General features: G+C 70.5%; 27 protein-coding genes. 8 read left to right on the top strand and 19 right to left on the bottom strand.

What is annotated here, in order from left to right; all coding sequences use genetic code 11:
• The first annotated feature begins 452 nt into the window (after nt 1–452).
• Nucleotides 453–875, top strand: a complete 423-nt coding sequence (locus JNB50_RS25825; RefSeq protein ID WP_307794780.1) for a M23 family metallopeptidase — start codon at nt 453–455, stop codon at nt 873–875.
• On the opposite strand, the gene JNB50_RS17630 is transcribed toward JNB50_RS25825, so the two are convergent.
• From JNB50_RS17630 to JNB50_RS17585, 10 genes are all read right to left on the bottom strand, one after another.
• Nucleotides 860–1,969: a tyrosine-type recombinase/integrase gene (locus tag JNB50_RS17630; protein ID WP_307794779.1), complete on the bottom strand. Its 1,110-nt coding sequence runs from the start codon at nt 1,967–1,969 to the stop codon at nt 860–862. The genes JNB50_RS25825 and JNB50_RS17630 overlap by 16 nt on opposite strands.
• 109 nt (nt 1,970–2,078) lie before the next feature.
• Nucleotides 2,079–3,266, bottom strand: coding sequence for a DUF5677 domain-containing protein (locus JNB50_RS17625; protein ID WP_208041467.1), 1,188 nt, complete (start codon nt 3,264–3,266; stop codon nt 2,079–2,081).
• Nucleotides 3,267–3,320: 54 nt separating this feature from the next.
• Complete coding sequence (gene dprA, locus JNB50_RS17620; RefSeq protein ID WP_208041466.1) at nt 3,321–4,409, bottom strand: DNA-processing protein DprA; 1,089 nt, start codon at nt 4,407–4,409, stop codon at nt 3,321–3,323.
• Nucleotides 4,410–4,596: 187 nt separating this feature from the next.
• Entirely contained in the window at nt 4,597–6,138 is a 1,542-nt protein-coding gene (locus JNB50_RS17615; protein WP_208041465.1) for a YifB family Mg chelatase-like AAA ATPase, read from the bottom strand.
• Complete coding sequence (locus JNB50_RS17610) at nt 6,138–6,494, bottom strand: YraN family protein (RefSeq protein ID WP_208041464.1); 357 nt, start codon at nt 6,492–6,494, stop codon at nt 6,138–6,140. Before JNB50_RS17610 ends, JNB50_RS17615 begins: the two co-directional genes overlap by 1 nt.
• Before the next feature lie 101 nt (nt 6,495–6,595).
• On the bottom strand, nt 6,596–6,919 hold the full coding sequence (locus tag JNB50_RS17605) for a DUF2469 family protein (protein ID WP_018190696.1): 324 nt from the start codon (nt 6,917–6,919) through the stop codon (nt 6,596–6,598).
• 29 nt (nt 6,920–6,948) lie between these two features.
• Nucleotides 6,949–7,611 (bottom strand): ribonuclease HII, encoded by a 663-nt coding sequence (locus JNB50_RS17600; protein ID WP_208041530.1) that lies wholly within the window; start codon nt 7,609–7,611, stop codon nt 6,949–6,951.
• Entirely contained in the window at nt 7,611–8,345 is a 735-nt protein-coding gene (gene lepB, locus JNB50_RS17595; protein ID WP_208041463.1) for a signal peptidase I, read from the bottom strand. Before lepB ends, JNB50_RS17600 begins: the two co-directional genes overlap by 1 nt.
• A gap of 95 nt (nt 8,346–8,440) precedes the next feature.
• On the bottom strand, nt 8,441–8,788 hold the full coding sequence (rplS, locus tag JNB50_RS17590) for a 50S ribosomal protein L19 (RefSeq protein WP_055920023.1): 348 nt from the start codon (nt 8,786–8,788) through the stop codon (nt 8,441–8,443).
• A gap of 202 nt (nt 8,789–8,990) precedes the next feature.
• The gene (locus JNB50_RS17585; RefSeq protein ID WP_208041462.1) at nt 8,991–9,500 is read right to left on the bottom strand and encodes a hypothetical protein; all 510 of its coding nucleotides are present in this window, start codon (nt 9,498–9,500) and stop codon (nt 8,991–8,993) included.
• Between the two features lie 141 nt (nt 9,501–9,641).
• Here JNB50_RS17585 and map point away from each other — a divergent pair, with 141 nt between their 5' ends.
• Nucleotides 9,642–10,406: a type I methionyl aminopeptidase gene (gene map, locus JNB50_RS17580; RefSeq protein WP_208041461.1), complete on the top strand. Its 765-nt coding sequence runs from the start codon at nt 9,642–9,644 to the stop codon at nt 10,404–10,406.
• Between the two features lie 29 nt (nt 10,407–10,435).
• Here the strand turns inward: map and trmD are convergent, their stop codons facing one another.
• Both trmD and JNB50_RS17570 read right to left on the bottom strand, forming a co-directional pair.
• Nucleotides 10,436–11,119: a tRNA (guanosine(37)-N1)-methyltransferase TrmD gene (gene trmD, locus JNB50_RS17575; RefSeq protein WP_208041460.1), complete on the bottom strand. Its 684-nt coding sequence runs from the start codon at nt 11,117–11,119 to the stop codon at nt 10,436–10,438.
• 10 nt (nt 11,120–11,129) lie between these two features.
• Nucleotides 11,130–12,359 carry an MFS transporter gene (locus JNB50_RS17570; protein WP_208041459.1) on the bottom strand — a complete coding sequence of 410 codons (1,230 nt, stop codon included), beginning with the start codon at nt 12,357–12,359 and terminating at the stop codon, nt 11,130–11,132.
• Between the two features lie 48 nt (nt 12,360–12,407).
• Here JNB50_RS17570 and JNB50_RS17565 point away from each other — a divergent pair, with 48 nt between their 5' ends.
• Nucleotides 12,408–13,082, top strand: coding sequence for a GntR family transcriptional regulator (locus JNB50_RS17565; protein WP_208041458.1), 675 nt, complete (start codon nt 12,408–12,410; stop codon nt 13,080–13,082).
• Between the two features lie 7 nt (nt 13,083–13,089).
• On the opposite strand, the gene JNB50_RS17560 is transcribed toward JNB50_RS17565, so the two are convergent.
• The 4 genes from JNB50_RS17560 to rpsP are packed head-to-tail and all read right to left on the bottom strand — an operon-like array spanning nt 13,090 to nt 14,916.
• Nucleotides 13,090–13,485, bottom strand: coding sequence for a hypothetical protein (locus JNB50_RS17560; RefSeq protein WP_208041457.1), 396 nt, complete (start codon nt 13,483–13,485; stop codon nt 13,090–13,092).
• A 4-nt stretch (nt 13,486–13,489) separates the two neighbouring features.
• A complete protein-coding gene (gene rimM / locus JNB50_RS17555) occupies nt 13,490–14,185 on the bottom strand; it encodes a ribosome maturation factor RimM (RefSeq protein ID WP_208041456.1) in 696 nt (231 codons plus the stop codon).
• Between the two features lies 1 nt (nt 14,186).
• Nucleotides 14,187–14,417 (bottom strand): RNA-binding protein, encoded by a 231-nt coding sequence (locus JNB50_RS17550; protein WP_055920003.1) that lies wholly within the window; start codon nt 14,415–14,417, stop codon nt 14,187–14,189.
• A 4-nt stretch (nt 14,418–14,421) separates the two neighbouring features.
• Nucleotides 14,422–14,916, bottom strand: a complete 495-nt coding sequence (rpsP, locus tag JNB50_RS17545; protein WP_208041455.1) for a 30S ribosomal protein S16 — start codon at nt 14,914–14,916, stop codon at nt 14,422–14,424.
• A 236-nt stretch (nt 14,917–15,152) separates the two neighbouring features.
• On the opposite strand from rpsP, the gene JNB50_RS17540 reads away from it, so the two are divergent.
• The 4 genes from JNB50_RS17540 (at nt 15,153) to JNB50_RS17525 (ending at nt 18,576) form a co-directional block, all read left to right on the top strand.
• A complete protein-coding gene (locus JNB50_RS17540) occupies nt 15,153–16,382 on the top strand; it encodes a glutamate--cysteine ligase (RefSeq protein ID WP_208041454.1) in 1,230 nt (409 codons plus the stop codon).
• Nucleotides 16,383–16,405: 23 nt separating this feature from the next.
• Nucleotides 16,406–17,083, top strand: a complete 678-nt coding sequence (locus tag JNB50_RS17535) for an SGNH/GDSL hydrolase family protein (protein WP_208041453.1) — start codon at nt 16,406–16,408, stop codon at nt 17,081–17,083.
• Nucleotides 17,080–17,817, top strand: a complete 738-nt coding sequence (locus JNB50_RS17530) for an SGNH/GDSL hydrolase family protein (protein ID WP_307794778.1) — start codon at nt 17,080–17,082, stop codon at nt 17,815–17,817. Before JNB50_RS17535 ends, JNB50_RS17530 begins: the two co-directional genes overlap by 4 nt.
• A gap of 72 nt (nt 17,818–17,889) precedes the next feature.
• The gene (locus JNB50_RS17525) at nt 17,890–18,576 is read left to right on the top strand and encodes an SGNH/GDSL hydrolase family protein (RefSeq protein WP_307794777.1); all 687 of its coding nucleotides are present in this window, start codon (nt 17,890–17,892) and stop codon (nt 18,574–18,576) included.
• Between the two features lie 55 nt (nt 18,577–18,631).
• On the opposite strand, the gene ffh is transcribed toward JNB50_RS17525, so the two are convergent.
• The 3 genes from ffh to ftsY form a co-directional block, all read right to left on the bottom strand.
• Nucleotides 18,632–20,200: a signal recognition particle protein gene (ffh, locus tag JNB50_RS17520; protein ID WP_208041451.1), complete on the bottom strand. Its 1,569-nt coding sequence runs from the start codon at nt 20,198–20,200 to the stop codon at nt 18,632–18,634.
• 67 nt (nt 20,201–20,267) lie between these two features.
• Nucleotides 20,268–20,768 (bottom strand): DUF2004 domain-containing protein, encoded by a 501-nt coding sequence (locus tag JNB50_RS17515; RefSeq protein WP_208041450.1) that lies wholly within the window; start codon nt 20,766–20,768, stop codon nt 20,268–20,270.
• A gap of 8 nt (nt 20,769–20,776) precedes the next feature.
• Nucleotides 20,777–21,652 carry a signal recognition particle-docking protein FtsY gene (gene ftsY / locus JNB50_RS17510; protein ID WP_208041449.1) on the bottom strand — a complete coding sequence of 292 codons (876 nt, stop codon included), beginning with the start codon at nt 21,650–21,652 and terminating at the stop codon, nt 20,777–20,779.
• A gap of 30 nt (nt 21,653–21,682) precedes the next feature.
• Here ftsY and JNB50_RS17505 point away from each other — a divergent pair, with 30 nt between their 5' ends.
• A complete protein-coding gene (locus JNB50_RS17505; RefSeq protein ID WP_208041448.1) occupies nt 21,683–22,453 on the top strand; it encodes a CHAD domain-containing protein in 771 nt (256 codons plus the stop codon).
• The last annotated feature ends 8 nt before the right edge of the window (nt 22,454–22,461 follow it).

Raw genomic sequence — 22,461 nt, 5'->3', positions numbered from 1 at the left:
ATGCGGGGTAGACGGATATTGGTGGTGAACGAGTGTCGGTGAACGAGCGGTTTCGGCGTTCAGGCCGACGGGCGGAGGCAGCGGGACGCGCGGGTGGACCGGGGGCGGTGATCTGCGCGACAGCAGCCGCGGTGGTCTGGCTGCTGACGTCAGTGGGAGCGAGTCCTGTGGCGAGCCCAGCGGCGGCAGAGTCCCCTGTAGCAGGCCCGGCTTCGGCGGCGTCCCCGGAGGTTCCGGGGACGGTGGTCGGGTTCCGGCGGTCGGCATCCGACGTACAAGGCGCGATCGGCGCGGCCACCCCACGAGCGGAAACCGCGGGACAGAGCGCGACCAGCGCGCCCACCCCGCGAGCGGAAACCGCGGAACAAGGCGCGATCGATGCAGCCGCCCCGCGGGCAAAGACCGTGGCACAGAGCGCGATCGAAGCGGCCGCCCCGCGATGGCGATGGCCGGTGGCTCCACCGCGTATCGTGCAGGCGTATGCGGCTCCGCCCTCCCCCTACGCCGCCGGGCATCGGGGAATCGACCTGGCCGCCGCGACCAGCACTGTCGTCGTCGCGCCGTCGGACGCGACCGTGCACTTCGCGGGCGTCGTCGTCGATCGGCCGGTACTCACGCTCGATCACGGCTCTGGGATCCTGTCGTCGTATGAGCCCCTGCTCGCGGACGGATTGACGGCAGGCGACACCGTCACTCGCGGTTCCCCACTCGGGGTCGTCGGCACCGGAGCGCACTGCTCGAACAGCTGCCTCCATGTTGGCGTGCGCATCGACGGCGACTACGTCTCCCCGCTGCTGTTCTTCGACCGGGTGCCGCGGTCGGTGCTGCTGCCGCTGCGCGCCGGCGGGTCGACCGACCGTCAGGCGCGGGGGTGAGCAATGCGGTAGGACTCCTTGAGCCGCTCGGTCGAGACGTGCGTGTAGATCTGGGTGGTGCCAAGACTCGCGTGTCCGAGGATCTCCTGCACCGCGCGCAGGTCCGCTCCCCCGTCCAGAAGGTGCGTCGCCGCCGTGTGCCGCAGCGTGTGCGGACCGGCCGGGCCGCCGCCGGGAAGGTCGACGAGGAGCGACGCGACGAGTTGGTAGACGGCCCGCGTTCCCAGCCTGCCACCCCGCGCCCCGAGCAGGAGCGCGGGCCCTGACCCCTCGGTGGCGAGAGCGGGGCGCGCTGTCGCGAGGTAGCGCCGCACGGCGCGCAGAGCCGGAACCCCGAACGGCACCACCCGCTCCTTCTTCCCCTTCCCGACCACCCGCAGTGTGAGCCGATCGAGGTCGACGTCGTCGACGTCGAGCCCGGTGAGCTCGCTCACCCGGATCCCAGCGGCGTAGAGCAGCTCGATGACGACCACGTCGCGCAGCGCGGCCGGGTCGCCGTCCTCGGCGCGTTCGCCGAGAGCCGTCAGGAGGCCTTCGATCTGGTCGCGCGTGATGACGCGCGGCAGGTGCTTGTCCGCTTTCGGCGCCCGCAGGCGCGCGGCGGGATCGGGGGCTCCGGCGGACGGCTGTCGGTGCCCGGAGTCGGCTCCGCTGTCGTGGCCCAAGTCGCGTGGGCCCGCACCGTGTACTGCCCCGGATGCTTCGCCGTGTGCTGCGCTGGCAGCCAGACTCGGGTCATCTGTACCCGGGCCGAGGGCGGTGCCGCCGAGAGTCGAGGCGCCCGACCCGCGGGCGCCGCCGTCGAGGCTCGCGTCACGCGCCTCCACCTGGCGCGCTGTCCACGAGCTGAAGCCGCGTGCCGCGGCGGAACGCCGGGCGAGGGTCGCCTTGGCCAGCTGACGCTGCGAGCCGTCCCAGAGCCAGTCCCGGAACAGGTCGAGCGTCAATTGCTCCGTGGTGGTCACCTGTCGCCTGCGGGCGAACCCCTCCAGCTGGGCGAGATCGGAACGGTACGCGCGGACCGTCTGCGGCGAGTATCCGCGCTCGATCGCGAGATGGCGCACGTAGCCGTCGATCGCGTGTTGGAGGTCCACCCTCCCAGCTTCCGCCATTGACGGCGCTCACCGCCCTGCGGCGCTCCGTTGCCGACCGGAATCGGCGACGGTCACTCGCCCGACCTGTCCCGCCGAGCTCGCTTCGCCATCAGTGCGAGCAGCTCGCGCCCCTGAGTGTGCGATCGAGGGAGCGATCGATGGTTCGCCGCAGCTCGCGGTACCACTCCGCTGCCGACTCACGACTGCGCGTCGCGCCGAACAGCGAGAGTTCGAGCACGCTCGCGACCGCCGAGCTGAGCGAGTACAAGACCGCGACGGTCGTTTCGTCCACCGCTCGCGGCGTCCATCCTGCGGGTGCCGCGCCGGCCTGTCGGCTGCCGTCGGCGACCGCGCCGCTCGACATGTGGACCATGTTGTGGCTGTTCGCTATCCACCGGACTTCGAACATCCGGTGTGTGTCACTCCCGAGCTGCTTGAACAGCCACAGCTGTGACCGTTCATTCAGTTTGACGTCGGTGACGGCCCACCCTCGTTCCCGGAGCCAGTTTCGATGTCTCGGGTTCTCGATGGTCTTCTCCACATCAGCGCGCTCCGCCTCCGTCATGTACCGCTCCGGAAGCAGACCACCGTGAATGAGGTATCGGCGCGACACGTCGATGGGATCGGCGGAGTCGACGATCGTGTGCGCGGCGCACGTGAGCTCATGGAGACCTCGCCATCGCGCCGCCGCATCCGTCACGTATCCATGCTTCAGCAGCAGTGAGATAGCCAGGATCGTCGTCGAGATGGACTGAAGTACGGCCGCTCCCGCCCACGCCGGGTACAGCTCTTCCGAGCAGGCCTCAGGTGCGGGAAGCTGCGAGAAGAGGTCGGCCAGCAGCGGGTCCAGGCTCAGCGCAGCATCGTCCAAGTCGGGAAGGCCGTCGACGGGTGGGAAGCCCCACTCAGATCTGTTGGAGTTGAGATGGGCCCGCTTTTCCGTACTGCATGCAGCCTCGATCGCTCGAGCCGGCTCGCTCCGATCGGACGTCGAGACGGTGGTCGAGGTGAGTCGTTCCCGCCAGTCCGCCACGTAGTCCGCGAGCTCGGAGCCGTCGACGTCGTCCTCGTGCGCGTCCTCGTCCTCGTCGAGCAAGTCCTCCTCCATAGCATCGACGGCGAGCCAGCGCACGAGGCTCTCGAAGGCGGCACCCTCGGTCGCGTGTTCCCGGTAGCGCGCGTCGAACTCGAGGAGCCCTCTCGCCTCGGCGATCTCATTGCGCAAAACGGTCTCGAGGTCGTCGTCGGCCGACGTCGTGGACGCTGGAGTTTTCGTCGAGGAGGGCTGAGGAGTCACCGTTCGAGCGTAAGTGTGGGGCAACGCTGGGCCGGTGACGCTCGCGACGCCAGTTCAGGGGGCGCGGTCGGAGGAGTCCAACGAATCCGCCCCGGCTCCCGCCCCGATGCTCACCCCGATCGGCTCGGCGAGTTCCGCCATCTCGTCCGGCGTCGTCACGCACGTCGCCGCGTACTCGCGGATGAGGCGGTGGCAGCCTTCCGAGGCCTTGGACGTCACAGGTCCTGGCACTGCACCCAGCGGGCGCCCCAACTGGGCGGCATGGGCCGCTGTGTTGAGGGAACCGGATCGCGCGCCTGCTTCGACGACGACCGTCGCGCTGCTCGACGCGGCGATGAGTCGGTTGCGCATCAGGAACCGCCAGCGTGTCGGTGTCGAGCCCGGCGGCAGTTCCGCGACCAGCAGGCCGTCGCGGGCGACACGCTTGAGCAGGTCGTCGTTGCCCGCCGGATAGAGGCGATCGATGCCGCCCGCGAGGAAGGCGACCGTCACCTGGTCGCTCGCCAGCGCCGCACGGTGGGCCGCAGCGTCCACGCCGTAGGCGCCGCCGGAGACGATCGCGAAGCCGCGGTCGCTGAGCCCCGCCGCGCTCTCGAGCGCGACGTGCTCGCCGTATCCGCTCGCCGCCCGCGCGCCGACCAGCGCGATCGAGCGGGACAGCATCCCGAGGCGCGCAGGATCTCCTCGCAGCCACAGAGCCAGCGGCGCCCCGACGTTCAGGTCGTCGACGGCCTCGGGCCAGAGCGGGTGCTCCGGTGTCACGAAGCGCGCGCCGATCCGGGCACCCCGCACCAAAGGTGTCCACACCGGACCGGCCGGGAGCCGAGCACGCCACCGCGCCAGCGCATCACGGAGCCGGGACACGGAAGGGACGACAGGAGCGACCTCCGCCTCCAGGGCGCTCCGGACCGCTTGCGGCGACGCGTCGTCGATCACAGCGCGCAACGTGCGCACCGCACCCAGCGTGATGACCAGGGTCAGCGCGTCGGTATCGCCGGGCTCGCATGCCGCCGACAATGCTGCACGGGCGACGGCCGCGACCGCCGCCTGTTCGTCCGGGTACCCGTCGCCGGGCGCCACCGCCCCGATGACGGTACCGAGCTCGCGCGACGTGAGCCCGGGGATCCGCGTGTTCTCCGCCATCACGCACCCCCGATACGTGAAGCCGCACCCGCACCCGCGACCAGATGAACAGCGCGACGGAGGCGACGCAGCCAAGCCCGCCTACCCCCGCCCTCCGCGGCGAGATCGAACGCGCCCGGCACGAACCTTCCGGCCATCGCCCCGCGCTCACGCACAGCGCGCCCGTGCATCCGGCTCACTCCCCCCATCACGCCCCCACCCCTCGTCGCAGGTAGAGCGCGCGGCCGACCTCATCGGCGCTGGGGCTTCCGGCCCCGTCGAGGTCCGCCAGGGTCCAGGCGACGCGCAGGACGCGGTCGTAGCCGCGCATGGTGACGCCGCCTCGTTCCAGAGCGCGGTCGAGTGCGGCGCGGGCGCCGGGAGCGACCCGACGGGGTGCGGCGCGCAGCCAGGGTCCCGCGGCTTCGGCGTTCGTGCTCCAGCCGGTGCCGGCGAGGCGCTCCGCGGCCGCGGCCCGCGCCTGGACGACACGCTCGCGGAGCAATGCGCTCGAACGGCTGGCCGTCCCACTGTCCGTCGACGTGCGGAGCGCGCCGAGGCCGAGGCGCCGCACGGTGAGGTGGAGGTCGATGCGGTCGAGGAGCGGTCCGGACAGCCGTGCGAAGTAGCGGCGCCGTGCGATGGGCGTGCAGCTGCACTCCTCGTCGGCTGATCCGTAGCGGCCGCACGGGCACGGGTTCGAGGCGAGCACGAGTTGGAAGCGGGCGGGGAAGGCAGCGGTGCCGCTCGCCCGGTGGATCGTGATCCCGCCCGATTCCAGGGGCTGGCGAAGTGCGTCGAGCACGCTGGCCGGGAACTCCGCCGCCTCGTCGAGGAAGAGCACGCCGTTCGTCGCGCGGACGATCGCTCCCGGGACGAGCCGCGTGGTCCCGCCGCCGACGAGGGAGACGGCCGACGCCGTGTGGTGCGGGGATTCGAACGGCGGCCGGTGCACGAGCACTCCGCCGACTCCCCTGCCCGCGAGGGAGCGGATCGAGGTCGACTCCAGAGCCTGCTCGGCGGTCAGGTCGGGCAGCAGCGACGGCAGCCGGCGCGCGAGCATGGTCTTGCCTGCGCCGGGCGGACCGACCATCGACACGTTGTGCCCGCCGGCCGCCGCCACGACGAACGCGTCGACCGCTTCGTCGTTGCCCGAGACGTCCGCCATGTCGGGCTCGGGCCCGGCACGAGGGACCTCGTCGGACAGCGGCACCGGCTCTTCATCGACCGGGTCGAGCTCGGCGCCGTGGAGGATCGCCGCGGCGCGCAGCCCCACGACGGGCACCACCTCGATCCCGCCCACGAGCTGCGCTTCCTCGGCGTTCCCACTCGGGACCAGTACCCGCCTGAACCCGGCGTCGCGCGCCGCGAGGACCGACGGCAGGATGCCGGGCACCGGGCGCAGCCGGCCATCGAGCCCCAGTTCACCCAGATGCACGGCTCCGGCAGCGGCCTCGGCCGGGATCTCCCCCGACGCGGCCAGCGCCGCGACGGCGATCGCCAGGTCGAACCCCGATCCCTGCTTGCGGAGGGACGCGGGCGAGAGGTTCACGGTGAGCTTGCGCTGTGTGAGCGCGCACCCGGCGTTCGCCGCAGCCGCCGACACGCGCTTGCGCGACTCCCCCAGCGCGGCGTCGGGCAGCCCGATCAAAACGAATGCGGGAAGCCCGGCCGAGATGTCGGCTTCGACCTCGACGACATCGCCGCGGACCCCGGTCAATGCAACGGCGAAGGTGCGGGCGACGGCCATCACGCCACCCCCATCAGGTGCTCGATCGACGGTTCCGCCCCCCGCGCGCCGAGCACGGCGATGGCATCGATCCGTGTCTCGCCCGGGACCGGGGCGTGCGCCCGGCACCATTCGGCGGCGAGCCTCCGCAACCGCGTCGCCTTCGCAGCGGTGATCGCCTCGAACGGATGCCCGTACGCCACCGAACTGCGCGTCTTGACCTCGACGAACACCGTCGTCCGCGCCCGACGGACGATCAGGTCGACTTCACCCGCCGCACAGCGCCAGTTGCGCTCCACGACCGTGTACCCACGATCTTCCAACCAGCGCGCCGCCAGCGCCTCGCCATCCCGACCCAGTCGGTCCTTCTCTGCCATGTGTCCTCCCGCGACCAGCCTGGCCGGGGAGGAACGGGCGCGAGCGAGCGGCTGGAAATCTGTGGAGAGATCAGCAATTCAGGGCGCTGTGGAGGAAACGCTCACTCGTCGAGCGCGAGCTCCTTGGGGAGCTCGAACTCCTTGCTCGAGAGCTCCTCGATGTTGACGTCCTTGAACGTCAGCACGCGAACCGACTTGACGAAACGATCGGCGCGGTAGACGTCCCACACCCAGACATCGTTCATCGTGAGCTCGAAATAGAAGTCGTGCTCCGTGTCCCGCCGCACGAACTCCACCTCGTTCGCGAGGTAGAAGCGGCGCTCGGTCTCGATCACGTACTTGAACTGCGAGACGACGTCCCGGTATTCGCGATACAAAGCCAGCTCGACCTCGCGGTCGTAGTCGTCGAACTCGTCCTCATCCATCGTTCGACAAGTCTAAGCCGAGCTCGACCCTAAATCGGCATGTCGAGTGTCTGGAGGTCCTTCAACCAGGTCAGTCTGTGCAGCGCGCTCGGTCCGAGCGAGGCGATCGCGGCGAAGTGCTCCGGCGTCGAGTAGCCCTTATTGCTCACCCAGCCGTACCCGGGGTACTGCTCGTCGTGCTCGATCATGAGCCTGTCGCGGTGCACCTTGGCGATCACGGAGGCGGCAGCGACCGATGCGCAGTCCCGATCGGCCTTGATGCGCGTGACCACGCGGGCGGGACGCAGCAGCGCCGGATTCAGGTAGTCGTAGTTGCCGTCCAGGATCAGCGTGCTCTCGCGCACCTGCGCACCCTGCTCCTCGAGGCTTTCCAGGGCGCGGGCTCCCGCGAGCCCCAGGCAGCGCATGATGCCGAGCGCGTCGACCTCCGCAGCCGACGCCAGGCCGACGGCGTGGAAGAGCGACCAGCGCCGGCACGCCGGCTCGAGCGCCTCGCGCGCGGGCTCCGGAAGCAGTTTGGAGTCGCGCAGTCCGGGTGGGATGCGCTTGACGCCGGTGTCGATGACCACCATGCCGACGGCGACCGGCCCGGCGAGCGCGCCGCGCCCCACCTCGTCCACCGCGACGATCGACGTGACGCCGTCACGGTACAGCGCCTTCTCGAAACGCAGTGTCGGCGTGACCGGGGTCATCATTGCCGCTTCTCCTTCACTTCCCGGAAGGCTTCAGGATAGTCGTCCAGCCAGGACCATCTGCTCACCGGCCAGCTGATCACCACCGCCCGGCCGACGACGTGGTCGAGCGGCACGAAGCCGTGGCCGGGCAATGCCTGGTTGCGCGAGGAGTCCTGCGAGTCGTAACGGTTGTCGCCCATGACCCAGAGCCGCCCGGCGGGGACCGTGACGTCGAACGCGAGCGTCGCCGCGTCCTTCTGCCCGGGCGGGACCTGGATGTACGGCTCCACGATCGGCGTGCCGTTCACCAGGATCCGGCCGGCCGTGTTGCAGCAGACGACGTGGTCGCCGGGAAGCCCGATGATCCGTTTGACCAGGTGGTCGTCGCTGTCGGACGCGGACAGGCCGACGAAGGTGAGGGCGGTGTCCGCCGCCTGGGCCAGCGGGTTGCGCGCCACGGGCGGGGAGGGCGGCAGCCAGCCTCCCGGGTCGCGGAAGACCACGACGTCGCCGCGGCTGAGGCCGAACACCGACGGCTGGAGTTCGTTGACGAGGATCTTGTCGTCGATCTGGAGCGTGTTCTCCATCGAACCGGAGGGGATGTAGAAGGAGCGGACCACGAAGGTCTTGATCAGGAAGGCGACCAGCAGCGAGATCACGACGACCACCAGCACGTCGCGGAGGAACGGCAGGATGCCTCGGCGGCTGCGTTCCCGCCCGGCCGAGCGGCTCGGCAGCGTCTCGTCCGTCATTCGCGTGCCTTACTTCTCGTTCCCGGCGCTCACAACGACTGAGCTCCCGGTCCAGTGTAGGACCGGGAGCTCAGTGGATGAGGCGCGCGAAACGCTCAGTTGTCGCGCTTCTCCTTGATCTTCGCCTTCTTGCCGCGCAGCTCGCGCAGGTAGTACAGCTTGGCGCGACGGACGTCACCGCGGGTGACGACCTCGATGTGGTCGATGACCGGGGAGTGCACCGGGAAGGTACGCTCGACGCCGACCTGGAAGCTGACCTTGCGGACCGTGAAGGTCTCGCGGACGCCTTCGCCCGAGCGGCCGATCACGACGCCCTGGAAGACCTGGATACGAGAGCGGCTGCCCTCGATGATGTTGACGTGCACCTTGACGGTGTCGCCGGCGCGGAACGCGGGGATGTCCTGCTTGAGGGACGCGGCGTCCACCTGATCGAGGATGTGCATTGCTGTTCGCTCTCTGTACCCGCCGGCAGGTCGGGGACGGACTCGGGGCCGCGCGCTGGATGACAGGCGGTGCGGCCGGGATTCGATTGGGGTGTGCGCGCTCGAGATGCTGGCTCCCCTGCGGCAGAGCCTGGCGGCGGCACGAAGATCTATTCTGCCATGCCTGCGGTCCGATTGCCAAAGCGCGTCGCGCAGGTCTCCGTCAGCCGGACGAGCGGTCCTCGCGGCGCTCTTCGATGATGATGACGTCGGCGTCATCCTCGGTCGGCGCGCTCTGCGGGTGGCCGACCTGCTCCGGGCTCGCTGCGCGCTGGTAGGCGGCGTACGACACCTGCACGCGGTCGCGCGTCTCGGTCACGAGCTCCCACAGCCCCACCCAGAACATCGCGAGGAAGAACAGGACGCCGAGCACGGCGAGCCACCCGGTCAGCCCGGGCGGGAAGAAGCCGAACGCGATGATGGATGCGCTCCAGCCCGCGAGCAGGCCGGTGTCGTACCAGGACACGGCGCGCGCGTCCCGGACGCTCTTGCGGGCCATCACGATGCCCCCGATCGCGAGCAGCGCCACGAACAGGATCGGGCACAGCACGAGAAGACCGAGGAACGTCCAGCCGCTGCCCTGAGCGAACGCCGCCCAGCCGATCAGCAGCCACACGGGCAGCACCACGGCGGACGGGAAGAGCCACCAGTAGAACGCCTTGCGGATGATCACGCGTTCAGCGTAGCGTCGCGCGGCTGTGCGGCGGCTGCGGGTTCGCCACGGGCGCACTGCACGCCCGAGGATCCCGCCCGCGGGCCGACGCGCCCGGTCGGCATGGAAGACTGGACTCCGAGCGCGCGAGAGAGGACACACGTGATCGAGCTGAGGACCCCTGCCGAGATCGAGCAGATGCGGCCGGCCGGCCGGTTCGTCGCCGATGTGCTCGCCGAGACCGCTGCGGCGGCGCGGGTGGGCGTCAACCTCCTGGAGCTCGATGCTCTCGCGCACGACCTGATCCGCGCTCGCGGCGCGGAGTCCTGCTACATCGACTACCACCCCTCGTTCGGCGCCAGCCCGTTCGGCAAGGTGATCTGCACCTCGGTGAACGACGCGGTCCTGCACGGGCTCCCCCACGACTACCGCCTGCGCGACGGCGATCTCCTGACCCTCGACTTCGCCGCGAGCGTCGACGGCTGGGTGGCCGACTCTGCGGTGAGCCTGGTCGTCGGGTCCGCGCGCGACGAAGATCTGCGCCTCATCGAGACGACGCGGCGCGCGCTGACCGCCGGCATCGCTGCCGCACAGCCGGGCGGCCGTGTCGGCGACATCTCCGCGGCGATCGCCGCGGTGGCGCACGCCGAGGGCTACTCGGTCAACACGCAGTTCGGCGGTCACGGCGTCGGGCGCACGATGCACGGCGACCCGCACATCCCCAACGACGGCCGCGCCGGACGCGGATTCCCGCTCCGTCCCGGGCTGGTGATCGCGATCGAGCCGTGGTTCCTGGAGACGACGGACGAGATCTTCACCGACCCCGACGGCTGGACGCTGCGCTCCGCCGACGGCTCCCGCGGAGCCCACTCCGAGCACACCGTCGCGATCACGGAGAACGGACCCCTCGTCCTCACCGCGCCCTGATCCGCCCCGAGCAGACCGGGCGGCGTGGGCTACGGCAGGAGGTCGGGGCGCACCCGGGCGGTGCGGGCGAGCGACTGCTCGCGCCGCCACGCCTCGATCGCACCGTGGTTGCCGGAGAGGAGCACCGGCGGGACGTCGTGGCCCCGCCACTGCGCGGGCTTGGTGTACGAGGGATACTCGAGCAGACCGTCCTCGTGCGACTCCTGCACCAGGCTCTCCGGATTGCCGACCACTCCGGGGATGAGCCGCCCGACCGCCTCGATCATCGCCATCGTGGCGACCTCCCCGCCGTTGAGCACGTAGTCGCCCACGCTCACGAGGCGCACGCGGCCACGCGCCGAGTATTCGTCGAACACCCGCTGGTCGATGCCCTCGTAACGACCGCAGCCGAAGACCAGGTGCGACTCGGCGGAGAGCTCGCGGGCCATCGCCTGCGTGAAGACGTCACCCGCGGGCGACGGGAAGATCAGCAGAGGGTCGTCGGAGCCCGCGAGGATGCCGTCGAGCGCCTCCCCCCAGGGCTCCGGCTTCATCACCATTCCGGCGCCGCCGCCGTAGGGCGTGTCGTCGACGGTGCGGTGCCGGTCGTGCGTGTTGTCGCGGAGGTCGTGGACGCCGAGCTGGATGATGCCGGACTGCCGGGCCTTGCCGAGCAGCGAGATGTCGAGCACATCGAAGAAGGTCGGGAAGATCGTGACGATGTCGATGCGCATGGAGGGAAGTCTATTCGGGGACGACGGACAGCTCCCGGTCGCGCGGCACGAGCGGGGCGGCGATCGCCGGGCACACGGCCACGGCGGCGAAGGCCAGCGGGAAGCCGACCCAGCCGATGAGCGCGCCGACCGCCGGACCCACCGCCGAGGCCGCCAGGAACTGTCCCGTGTTCTGCGCCCCCAGCGCGCGGCCCGACCAGAACGGCCCCGCGATCTCCGCCACCGACGTGTATGCGAGGCCGTTGTCGGCCACGGTCACCACCGCTGCCGCGATGAGGATGACCGCCGCGGCGACCGATCCCAGCGCCGACGCCACCCCCATGAGGAGCATGACGGCCACGGCCGCGACCGACACCCAGCGGAGCGGCACCAGGTGGCTGCCCACCCGGTCGCTCAAGACGCCGATCCCGATGCGGCCGACGGCGCCGGCGAATTGGCTGACGCCGATCACGATGCCCGCGGCCAGGGAGGTGAAGTGCAGCTCGGTGACGAGCCAGACCAGGCCGAAGGTGGACACGGTGAACTGGGGCACCACGAGCAGCATCGAGACGGCGTGGATGCGCCACAGCAGCGACGTCTCGCGGTAGGGGCGCCACGCTGCCTGCGGGTGGGCGGCGTCACCGTCTGCGGTCCGGCGCGGCGGGCGCGGCGGGTCCACGATGGCGATGGCGCACAGCACTGCCGAGACCCCGCACAGCACGGCCGGCACCGCGAGGGCGGCCGCGATCCCGCCGGAAGCCGCCAGGAGCGGCACGCTGATCGCCGCGATCGCGACGCCCAGCGGCTGGCACATCTGGCGGATGCCCATCGCCAGCCCGCGCCGCTCCTTGGCGAACCAGCCGATGACGACGCGTCCGCTCGCCGCGTTGGGGCTGGCCGCCGCCATCCCCCCGACGAGGAAGAGCGCACCGAGCGCGACGTAGGACGACACGAACATCGCCGCGACCGCCGCTGCAGCGGTCAGGGCCAGCCCGGCGGCGATGACCCAGCGCTCCCCGATGCGGTCGCTCAGCGCTCCCCAGGCGATGAGCGCGAGCACCAGGCCGAGCGTGGGGGCGGACGCCAGCAGGCCGGCCTGCGCCAGGCTGAGCCCGCGTTCGGTGTGCAGCAGCGGGATGAGGAACGCCGGAGTGGAGACGAAGACCGTCGAGCTCGCCTGCCCGGCGACCCCGAGCGCGAGCATCAGCCAGGGCCGAGGGGTTCGTGCCTTCCGGGTGTCTGCTCGCGTCCGATCGCTCATGCGGTATACCCTAGCGGTATACCGGCCTGGTATACCAAAAGGAGCGACATGGCAGAGCAGTCCCACGTCTACGAGCGACTCCGTTCCGGGATCCTCGACCTGGAACGCGTCCCCGGCTCGCGGATCACCGAACGCGGTCTGGAGGCCGAGCTCGGCGCCAGCCGTACCCCGCTGCGTGCGGCGCTGATGCGTCTCGAGGCGGAAGGCCTGGTGCGGCGCGACGGTCGCGCGTGGGAGGTCTCCCCCATCGACCTCGGCGAGATCGCGGGGCTGAGCGAGCTGCGGGACGCTGTCGAGTCCGCGGGCGTTCGACTCAGCGTCGCGCGCGCCTCCGACGCCGCCCTCGGCGCGCTGCGGGACGCGCTCGGCGCCGCCGGCCCAGAGCGTCCCAACGAGGAGGCCGTCGGGGCGGGCGCCGACTTCCATGTGCGGCTGGCCGAGCTCAGCGGCAACCACTTCTTCGCCGACACGGTCGCGTCGGCGATGACCAGGCTCGCGCGCACGCGCTGGCTCGAAGTGCGCACGCCGGAGGCCAGGCGCACCGCGTGGGAGGAGCACCGCACGATCGTCGACCAGGTCGCGGCGCGCGACGCCGACGCGGCGGCGGAGAGCATCCACCGCCACATCGTCGGCACGCACGAGCGACTCCAGGCGGCTCTCGATGCCGATGCCCGGCTGCTGCGCGCTCGCGGGCTCGCGATCGTCGCCACGGCCGCGCGCTGAGGCCGCGTCAGGAGCGCAGGAGGTCGGCTCCTGTCCGCAGCGCGACGGGCGCGCCGGCGTACCGATCGGCGACGTCGGTCACGAGCGCGTCGCCGTGGAGCACGGCCAACGCGACGTACTCCGCCGCCAGCGTGTCCGGCCAACCGAGCTCGCCGGCGAGCCGCCACGCCGTCTTGCGCAGGACGCGGTCGCCCAGGAGCCGGACCGGAAGCCGATCCACGGCGGCGATCAGCGTGCGGGCCGCACGCTCGTCGCGCGCACCGGAGGCGACATCGCGGCGCAGGTCGGCCAGGACCTCCGACCGCAGCAGCGTCGGCGCGAGGAGCGCGTCGCCCGCCGCCGGAACGTAACCGGCCTCCGCGAGCTCGATGGCTGCGGAGGCGTCGATCACGTAGGCCGTCATGGCGTCAGCCTTCGCCGTTCTCGGGCGCGGTCGGTGCATCCTCCGTTGGGGAGTCGGCGTTGGCCGGCGTCTCATCGGCCGGTCTCGTATCGGCAGCGACTTCGGCGGGCGCCGGCTCGTCGTCGTCCGGGATCTCCTCGAAGAGCCCGGCCGGCGGAGTGAGCGTGACGGTACCCGCGGCCAGGTCGACCTCGGGCACGATCGCCGAGACGAACGGCACGAGGACCTCGCCGTCGGCGGTGCGCACGACCAGCAGATCCTGGGCGGGGAGGTGGTCGACACGGGCGATCGTGCCCACCTCGACACCGTCCCGGCGGGCGCTGAGGCCGACCAGCTGGTGGTCGTACCAGGCGTCCTCCTCCTCGGGGAGCTGACGGGCGTCCTGGCTCACCCAGAGGATGGCCTTGATGAGCGTCTCTGCCTCGGTGCGGTCGTCCACGCCCACGAAGAAGGCGACCGGATGACCGTTGTACCAGCGCAGCTCGGTGAGCTCGATCGTCTTGCCGTGCCATTTGGAGGCGGTGGGGACCTGGAGCGTGAACACCGCTCCTGGCACGAACCGGCGCTCCGGCTCGTCGGTGTAGAGCTCGACCTTGATCGCGCCCTTGAGACCGTGCGCCTTCGTCAGCCGACCGACACGCAGCTCGGTCTGATCCGGCCGCGGGGCGACATCCTTGCGGGGCAGCTTGTGCTCGGCCACCTCAGTCGTCGACGACGTCGACGCGGACGCGGCGGCCGTCGGCCAGCGCAGCCACGAGCGTGCGGAGCGCCTTGGCCGTACGGCCGGAACGGCCGATGACCCGGCCGAGGTCCTCGGGGTTCACACGAACCTCGAGGACCTCGCCACGCGGGGAGCCCTTGGCCACCACATGCACGTCGTCCGGGTGGTCGACGATGCCTTTGACCAGGTGCGTGAGCGCGGGTGCGAGCAAGGTGTTACGCCTTCTCGCCGTCGGCCTCTGCGGCCTCTTCAGTGATCTCTTCCGCCTCGGCGACGACCTCGGCCTCAGCGGCCTCCTCGGCCTCGACCTCGGCCTCGACGACAGCCTCAGCCTCGGCGGCGACCTCGGCCGGCTTCTCGTCCTTCTTGGGCTTGAGGACCGGCTTCTTCTTCTCGTCGGCGACGAACGCGACCTTCTCGTCAGCGGTCTTCACGGTCGAGACGGCGTTCTTGTCACCCTTGAACTTGCCCCAGTCGCCGGTGAGCTTGAGGAGCACGAGCACCTGCTCGGACGGCTGGGCGCCGACGCTGAGCCAGTACTGCGCGCGGTCCGAGTCGACCTCGATGCGCGAGGGCTCCTCGGTCGGGTGGTACAGACCGATCTCCTCGATGACGCGACCGTCGCGCTTGGTGCGCGAGTCGGCGACGACGATGCGGTAGTACGGAGCGCGGATCTTGCCGAGGCGCTTCAGACGGATTTTGACAGCCACAATTCTCCTGTGTTGACGTCCGGAACCCCGCAGGGCTCCGGTGGATTCGTTGTCGAACTGACTGCCGTGGGCGTGGGGGCACACGCGGCAGGAGGTCTATTGTTCGTCCGATGTGCCGGATAGAGGGTCGGGCACGTCGAACTCAACTAGATATTCTGTCAGAAAAGCGCCCGCAAGTAACAATCGGCACAGCCGACTGCCAGCACGGCGAACGACCGGACGGAGGGGACCACCCCATGCAGATCCTCTTCGCGGACTCAGAGCGCTCGACCATCGGAATCGAGTGGGAGCTGGCGCTCGTCGACGCCTCGACCGGCGACCTGGTGCAGATCGCCGAACAGGTCCTGCGCGAGCTCGGGACGCCGGACGGCAGGGAGCATCCGCAGATCACGCACGAACTGCTGATGAACACGGTCGAGCTGGTCAGCAGGGTGCACCGCACGGTCCCCGCGGCGATCGCCGACCTCCAGGAGCTGATGGGGCTCACCAGGGAGATCACCGACCCGCTCGGCGTCGAACTGATGTGCGCGGGAACCCATCCCTTCGCCCAGTGGTACGACCAGAAGGTCACCCCGAACGAGCGCTACGACCGGCTTCTCGACCGCACGCAGTGGTGGGGCAGGCAGATGATGATCTGGGGCATCCACGTGCACGTCGGCATCGACGAGCGCGACAAGGCCCTGCCGATCGTGAACGGCCTGCTGACGTACTACCCGCACCTGCAGGCGCTGAGCGCGTCGAGTCCGTTCTGGGCGGGCGCCCGCACGGGCTACGCGTCCAACCGCGCCCTGATGTTCCAGCAGCTCCCCACCGCGGGCCTGCCGTGGCAGTTCGGCACCTGGGCGAACTACGAGGAGTACGTGCAGGACCTGGTCACGACCGGAGTGGTCGAGGACCACAGCGAGGTGCGCTGGGACATCCGACCCTCGCCGAGATGGGGAACGGTCGAGATGCGCGCCTGCGACGGCCTCTCGACCGCGGACGAAGTGGGTGCGGTCGCCGCGCTCATCCACTGCCTGACCGACCGGATGTCGGGCGATCTCGATCGGGGCGTCGAACCGGTCACCCTGCAGCCGTGGTTCGTGCGCGAGAACAAATGGCGCGCCGCGCGCTACGGGCTGGACGCGGAGATCATCGTCGCGCCGGACGGTTCGGAGCGACTCGTGGGCGACTGCCTGCTCGAACTCGTCGACGAGCTCGCCGGGACGGCCGAGCGGCTCGGCTGCTCGGCCGAGCTGGCGTCCGTGGCCGATATCCTGACCGCGGGCGCGAGCTATCAGCGGCAGCTGGCCGTCGCCGACGCCAACGGGGGCAGCCTGCAGGCCGTGGTCAGCTCCCTCACGCACGAGCTGCGCACCGGGCTGGACCGAACGCGAGCGCGGACTGCGGCTCCGGACTCGTCGTCCGGTTCGGCACCGGGCGACGCCGACCCGGCCACCTCCCAGGGTCGCATAGCCCATCCATAGACTCGTCCCCTAGGCTCTGAGACATGCTCCACCACAGGCCCCTCGCCACAGCCGCAACCGCCCTGGCTGCCCTGCTGCTCGGGACGCTCGCCCTCAGCGGGTGCGCCACTGCCGCCAGCCCGAACGTGGCCCTCGGCTCCGCCGTCAAGGGCGGCCGGCACCCCGTCGTCGCGATCGTGGGCGACTCGATCGAGTCGGGGATGGGCCTGGAGCCGTTCGACGCCTGGCCGGCGCTCGTCGCAGTCGACCGACGCTGGGGGCTCGAGAACTTCAGCGAGCCGGGCGCCGGATTCATCGCGGTGGGTGCGAGCAACCAGGACTTCAACGGCCAGATCGACCAGGCCATCGCCGCGAAGGCCGACGTCGTGCTGATCGGCGCCTCCGACAACGACCTCGGCCAAGACACGGCAACCGTGGCGAAAGCGATGGCCGCGGCCGTCGAACGCCTCAGCGACGCCCTGCCGAAGGCCCACCTGGTCGGGTACAACGCCCTCACCGGCGAAGCCAACGACAGCGACCTCGCCCCGTTGAACGACGCCCTGCGCACCGCGATCACCGCGGCAGGCGGCAAATGGGTCGATCTCGGTCAGCCGTATCGGGGCCAGGCGGGTCTCGTGCAGGACGACGGTGAGCATCCCACTCTCGAGGGCCAGCAGGCGATCGCGTCGGCGTTCCTGACCCGCGTCGACGGGTGGGCGTGACGGTCCGCGCCGCTCGGCGCATCCCTCTCCGCGTGGCCATCGCCTCGATCGCTGCGACGACGGCGCTCCTGCTCACCGGATGCTCCACGACGGTCCTCGACCCTCCTGCGACGTCGCGGCCGACCTCCGTGCGTGAAGCGGCCCCGGACTCCGAGCTGCCGTCAGCGGCCGTCATCGGGGACTCCATCGCCATCGGGCTGGGGGTGCCGGCGGAGGACGCGTGGCCGCTCGTCGCCGCAGCCAGGCTCGGGTGGACCCTGACCGACTTCGCCGAGAGCGGGGCCGGATTCACACGACAGGGCGTCAACTCCCACCGCTTCGACGATCAGGTCAGCGCGGTCATCCGGCTGCAGCCCCAGGTCGTGCTCATCGCTGCGACCATCAACGACGCCGCGACCGCGCGAACGGACCCCGCCGCGGTCTCGACGGCGACGCACGCCGCGATCGAGAGACTGTCCAGCGCGCTGCCGGACGCGACCCTCGTGGGCATGGGCGCGGTCTGGGGCGCGACCGCGGCGCCGCCGGTGGCGAGTGTGTTGGACGACGCCCTCCACGACGCCGTGCTCGCAGCCGGCGGCCACTGGCTCGCCATCGGCCAGACCTTCCTCGGGCGGGCAGACCTCCTGCAGTCGGACGGCATCCATCCGAACGCGGCCGGGCAGGCGCTGTTGGGCGAGGCCGTGTCCGACGCGATCGCGAAAGCCGGGATCGAACCGAGCTCGGCTCACCGCTGACGATCGAGGTGCCGCGACACCCGGAGAACTGCACACAGTCAGTTGTCAGTCTCCTCGGTCTACCCTCACTGCGTGCCCACCCGTCCGCGCCTGACCGCGCTCCTCGCGGTCGCCACCGCGGCCATCGCCCTCGCCGGCTGCTCCGCGGCCGTGCCCGCGAGCCCCGTCGCAGCAGCGGACACACCGGGAGCGGCACCCGCGGACCGCTCGAAGCCGCAGGTGGTCGCCATCGGCGACTCGATCGCGTTCGGAAAGGGCGTGCGCCCCGACGAGGCGTGGCCGGCCCTGCTCGCCTCGCAGTACGGCTGGACGCTGACGAACCTGGCCGTCTCGGGTTCCGGCTTCGTCAAACCCGGCTGGGACGGCGACACCTACGGCGAGCAGGTCGACACGGCCCTCGGCCTCCACCCCGACTACATCCTGATCGCCGCCACCCGCAACGACCGCGAGCAGGACCCCGCACGCGTCGCCTCCTCGGCCGACGACCTGCTCGGCGAACTCCACGACGCCTTCCCCCGCGCACGCATCATCGGCATCACGACCGTGTGGGGAGCCGACAAGCCCCCGGCCACGGTGGCGGCCGTGAACGGGATCGTGCAGAAGGCCGTGACCGACGCCGGAGGAACCTTCCTCGACATCGGCCATCCCCTCTCGGATCACCCCGAACTCGTGCAGGCCGACGGCATCCACCCGAACGCCGCAGGCGAACGCGCCGTCGCCAAAGCCATCGAGGATCGCCTCCTCGCCGCCCAGACGTGAGTAATCGCGGGAACCCCCGGTGGGATTCCCGCGACTACTCACGTCTGATCGGGGGTCAGCGGCCCATGAAGCGTTGGAGGGCGGCCAGTTCCTCGTCGGAGGGGCCGGCTGCGGGGGCTTTGCCTCCGGCGAGGCCGAAGCCGCTGCCTGCAGGGGCGCTCGTCGCCCCTGGCTTCACACCGGAGGCGAGCGCCGCGTTCTCTGCCGCGCGCTTGGCGGGGTTGCCGGAGCGCGACCCCTTCTTCTTGGGCTGCTGCTTGCCGCGGCCCGCGTAGCCGGCGCCGGGGATCGGCCCCATGCCCGGAACGTTGGGCACACCGCCCTTGGCGACCGTCTTCATCATCTTGGCCGCCTGCTCGAAGCGGTTCACGAGCTGGTTCACCTCGGTGACCGTGGTTCCGGAGCCCTTGGCGATGCGCAGCCGGCGCGAGCCGTTGAGCAGCTTGGGCGTTGTGCGCTCCGCCTTCGTCATCGACTGGATGATGGCCTCGGTGCGCACGATCTCGCGCTCGTCGAAGTTGTCGAGCTGCTGCTTCATCTGGCCGGCACCCGGGAGCATGCCCATCATCTTCTTGATGGACCCCATGTTGCGCAGCTGCTGCATCTGCTTGAGAAAGTCGTCGAGGGTGAAGCTGTCGGTCGCGAACTTCTCGGCGACCTTGCGCGCCTCTTCTTCGTCGAACGCCTGCTGCGCCTGCTCGATGAGGGTGAGGATGTCACCGAGGTCGAGGATGCGGGAGGCCATGCGATCGGGGTGGAACGGCTCGAAATCGTCCAGGCCCTCACCGGTCGAGGCGAAGATGATCGGGCGGCCGGTGATCGAAGCCACCGAGAGGGCCGCGCCACCACGCGCATCTCCGTCGAGCTTGGAGAGCACGACACCGGTGAAGTCGACGCCGTCCTGGAACGCCTTGGCCGTCGCGACCGCGTCCTGACCGATCATCGCGTCGATCACGAACAGGACCTCGTCGGGCTCCGTCGCCTTGCGGATGTCGGCCGCCTGCTTCATGAGCTCGGCGTCGACGCCGAGCCGGCCGGCCGTGTCGATGACGACCGTGTCGTACTGCTTGGTCTCGGCGAACTTCAGCGCGTCCTTGGCGACCTTGACCGGGTTGCCGACGCCGTTGCCCGGCTCCGGCGCGTACACCGGGACACCGGCCTGCTCGCCCACGATCTGGAGCTGGTTCACGGCGTTCGGGCGCTGGAGGTCGGCGGCGACCAGCAGCGGCGTGTGGCCGTCCTTCGCCAGCCACTTGCCGAGCTTGCCCGCGAGCGTCGTCTTGCCCGCACCCTGCAGGCCGGCCAGCATGATGACCGTCGGCGGCTTCTTGGCGAACTGCAGCCGTCGCTGCTGGCCGCCGAGGATGCCGACGAGCTCCTCGTTGACGATCTGCACGACCTGCTGGGCCGGGTTGAGCGCCTTGTTGACCTCGTCCGACAGGGCGCGCTCGCGCACCTTTCCCGTGAAGTCCTTGACGACGTCGAGGGCGACATCCGCGTCGAGCAGCGCGCGGCGGATCTCGCGCACCGTGCCGTCCACGTCGGACGGCGTGAGCTTGCCCTTGGTGCGGAGGTTCTTGAAGGTGTCCGTCAAACGGTCGGACAGCGAGCCGAAAGTAGCCATGATCCGACAAGTCTATCGGCCCAGCCTGGCCGGCCGCCGAGGAGCGCCAGAGGGGTGCCGGGGTCCGTCAGTTCTGCGTGTCGACCGCGACGACGTCGCCGCGCACGTCGAACGAGACGGTGAGGATGGCGTCCGTCTCGTCGGGGCTGATCGAGTAGTCGAAGGTCGCGAAGACTTCGTCCTCCCCCGCATGGTCGGCCTGCACCGTCACGGTGAGCAGCTGGAGGGACCGCAGCACGTCGATCGCGATGTCGCCCGAGTTGTAGACCAGCAAGTCGAGCAGCGACTCCCCCAGCTTGTCGACGTGCTCGTCGATGTAGCTGGTCGTGGCCGACTGCCGCGAGCTCAGCTCGGCGATGAGCGCGTCCCGCGCCCGCGCATCGAAGCCTTCGAGCGCTTGGATGAGCGCCGCCGCCGCGTCGAGGGCGTACTCGCCGACCGCCGACTCGTCGTCGGCGAGCAGCTCGACCTCCACCGCCTGATCGGCGAGCTCGACGGTGTCGCTCCAGGCGAGGCCGCCCGACGCGGTCTCGTCGATGACGCCGAAGTAGTCGTGCTCGATGGCCATGCCCGCCCCTACCCGACCAGCTGCTGCGCGAAGACGTGCGGCGTGAAGCCGGTGAGGTCGTTGATCCCCTCGCCCTGGCCGATCAGCTTGATCGGGAGGCCGGTGCGCTCCTGCACGGCGAGCACGAAGCCGCCCTTGGCCGACCCGTCGAGCTTGGTCAGGACCAGCCCGGTCACGCCCGCGTGCTCCAGGAAGGCTTCCGCCTGCGCCAGGCCGTTCTGGCCGGTGGTCGCGTCGAGGACCAGCAGCACCTCGGCTATCGGCGCCTGCTTCTCGACAACGCGCTTGATCTTGGAGAGCTCGTCCATCAGGCCGCCCTTGGTCTGCAGCCGGCCCGCCGTGTCGATGATGACGATCTCGGTGCCGTCGCGCTTCGCCTTCTCGACCGTCTGGAACGCCACCGACGCGGGGTCCTGGCCCTGCTGCTGCGGGCGGACGATCTCGGCGCCGGCACGCTCGGCCCACGTCGCCAGCTGCTCGACGGCGGCGGCGCGGAAGGTGTCGGCCGCGCCCACGACGACCGAACGGTCGTAGGTGCGCAGGAACTTCGCGAACTTGCCGATGGTCGTCGTCTTGCCGACGCCGTTGACGCCGACCACGAGCACGATCGCCGGACGCTCGCTGAGCTTCAGCGTCGTATCGAGCTTCGAGAGCCGCTCCTCCATCGTCTCGCGCAGCATGCGCTGGAGGTCGGCCGGATCGGTCGTGTGGTACCTGTCGACCTTGGCGCGCAGATCGTCGACGACCGCCTCGGTGACGTCCGGACCGAAATCGGCCGTGATGAGGGCAGCCTCCAGATCGTCCCAGGTGGTCTCATCGATGGTCTTCTTGGCGAACAGCCCGCGGAGGGCTCCCGAAAGGGACCAGGGAGTGCGATCTGCCATGACACTCAGACTAGTTGGTACGGTGGCGGCATGTTCTCCCTCGTCGCGGTGTCGGCCGAGCTCGCCGAGCAGCTCGTCGCGATCGAGAGCGACGGCGAGGATGCCGTTCACCAGGCGCGGATCCGCGTGCGAAGGCTCCGCAGCGTGCTGCAGGTGTACCGCGCGGCGTTCGACCGGGATGCCGAGGTGCGGTTGCGCTCTCGGCTGAAGTCGCTGGGCGACCGCCTGGGCGCGGTGCGCGACCTCGAAGTGAAGGCCGACGCGCTGGAGGATCTGCTGGAGGCCGACGACGAGATCGCCGTGGTCGACGTCGTGTCCGCGGAGGTCGCGGAGACCCGGGCCGCGCACGAGCGCGAATTGGCGTCGTTGATCCAGCACCTGCGGGGCAGGACGGTGCGGGTGCTCCTCGCCGACCTGCAGATGTTCGCGGCCGAGCCGCCGCTCAGCGCCAAGGGACGCTCAGGATCCGATCGGGTCAGGAGCCGTGGACTGCAGAAGGCGATCCGAAAGGTCCATCTCCCCCGCGGTGACTCGCTCGAGGACCGTCACGAGACGCGCAAGGCCGCCCGCAAGGTCCGTTACGCCGCCGAAGCCGTCGCGGACGAACTCGGTCGTCCTGCCGTGCGGCTCGCCGCCGCGGCGAAGGCCGCGCAGGACGCCCTCGGCGACAATCGCGACGACCTGCTGCTCGCGCACCAGTTGCGGGAGCATGGCCACATCGGTCTCGCCAGGCGCTGCGAGCGGCGCGCGGCCGAAGCACTCGACGGTCTCGACGAGAAGCTGGCGGCGATCGAACTGTAGCCGGGCGG

This window comes from Leifsonia sp. TF02-11 (assembly GCF_017565305.1).
Lineage (GTDB): Bacteria > Actinomycetota > Actinomycetes > Actinomycetales > Microbacteriaceae > Leifsonia.
Note: the sequence above shows the minus strand (reverse complement) of the source record. Positions and strands in the feature narration are given on the sequence as shown.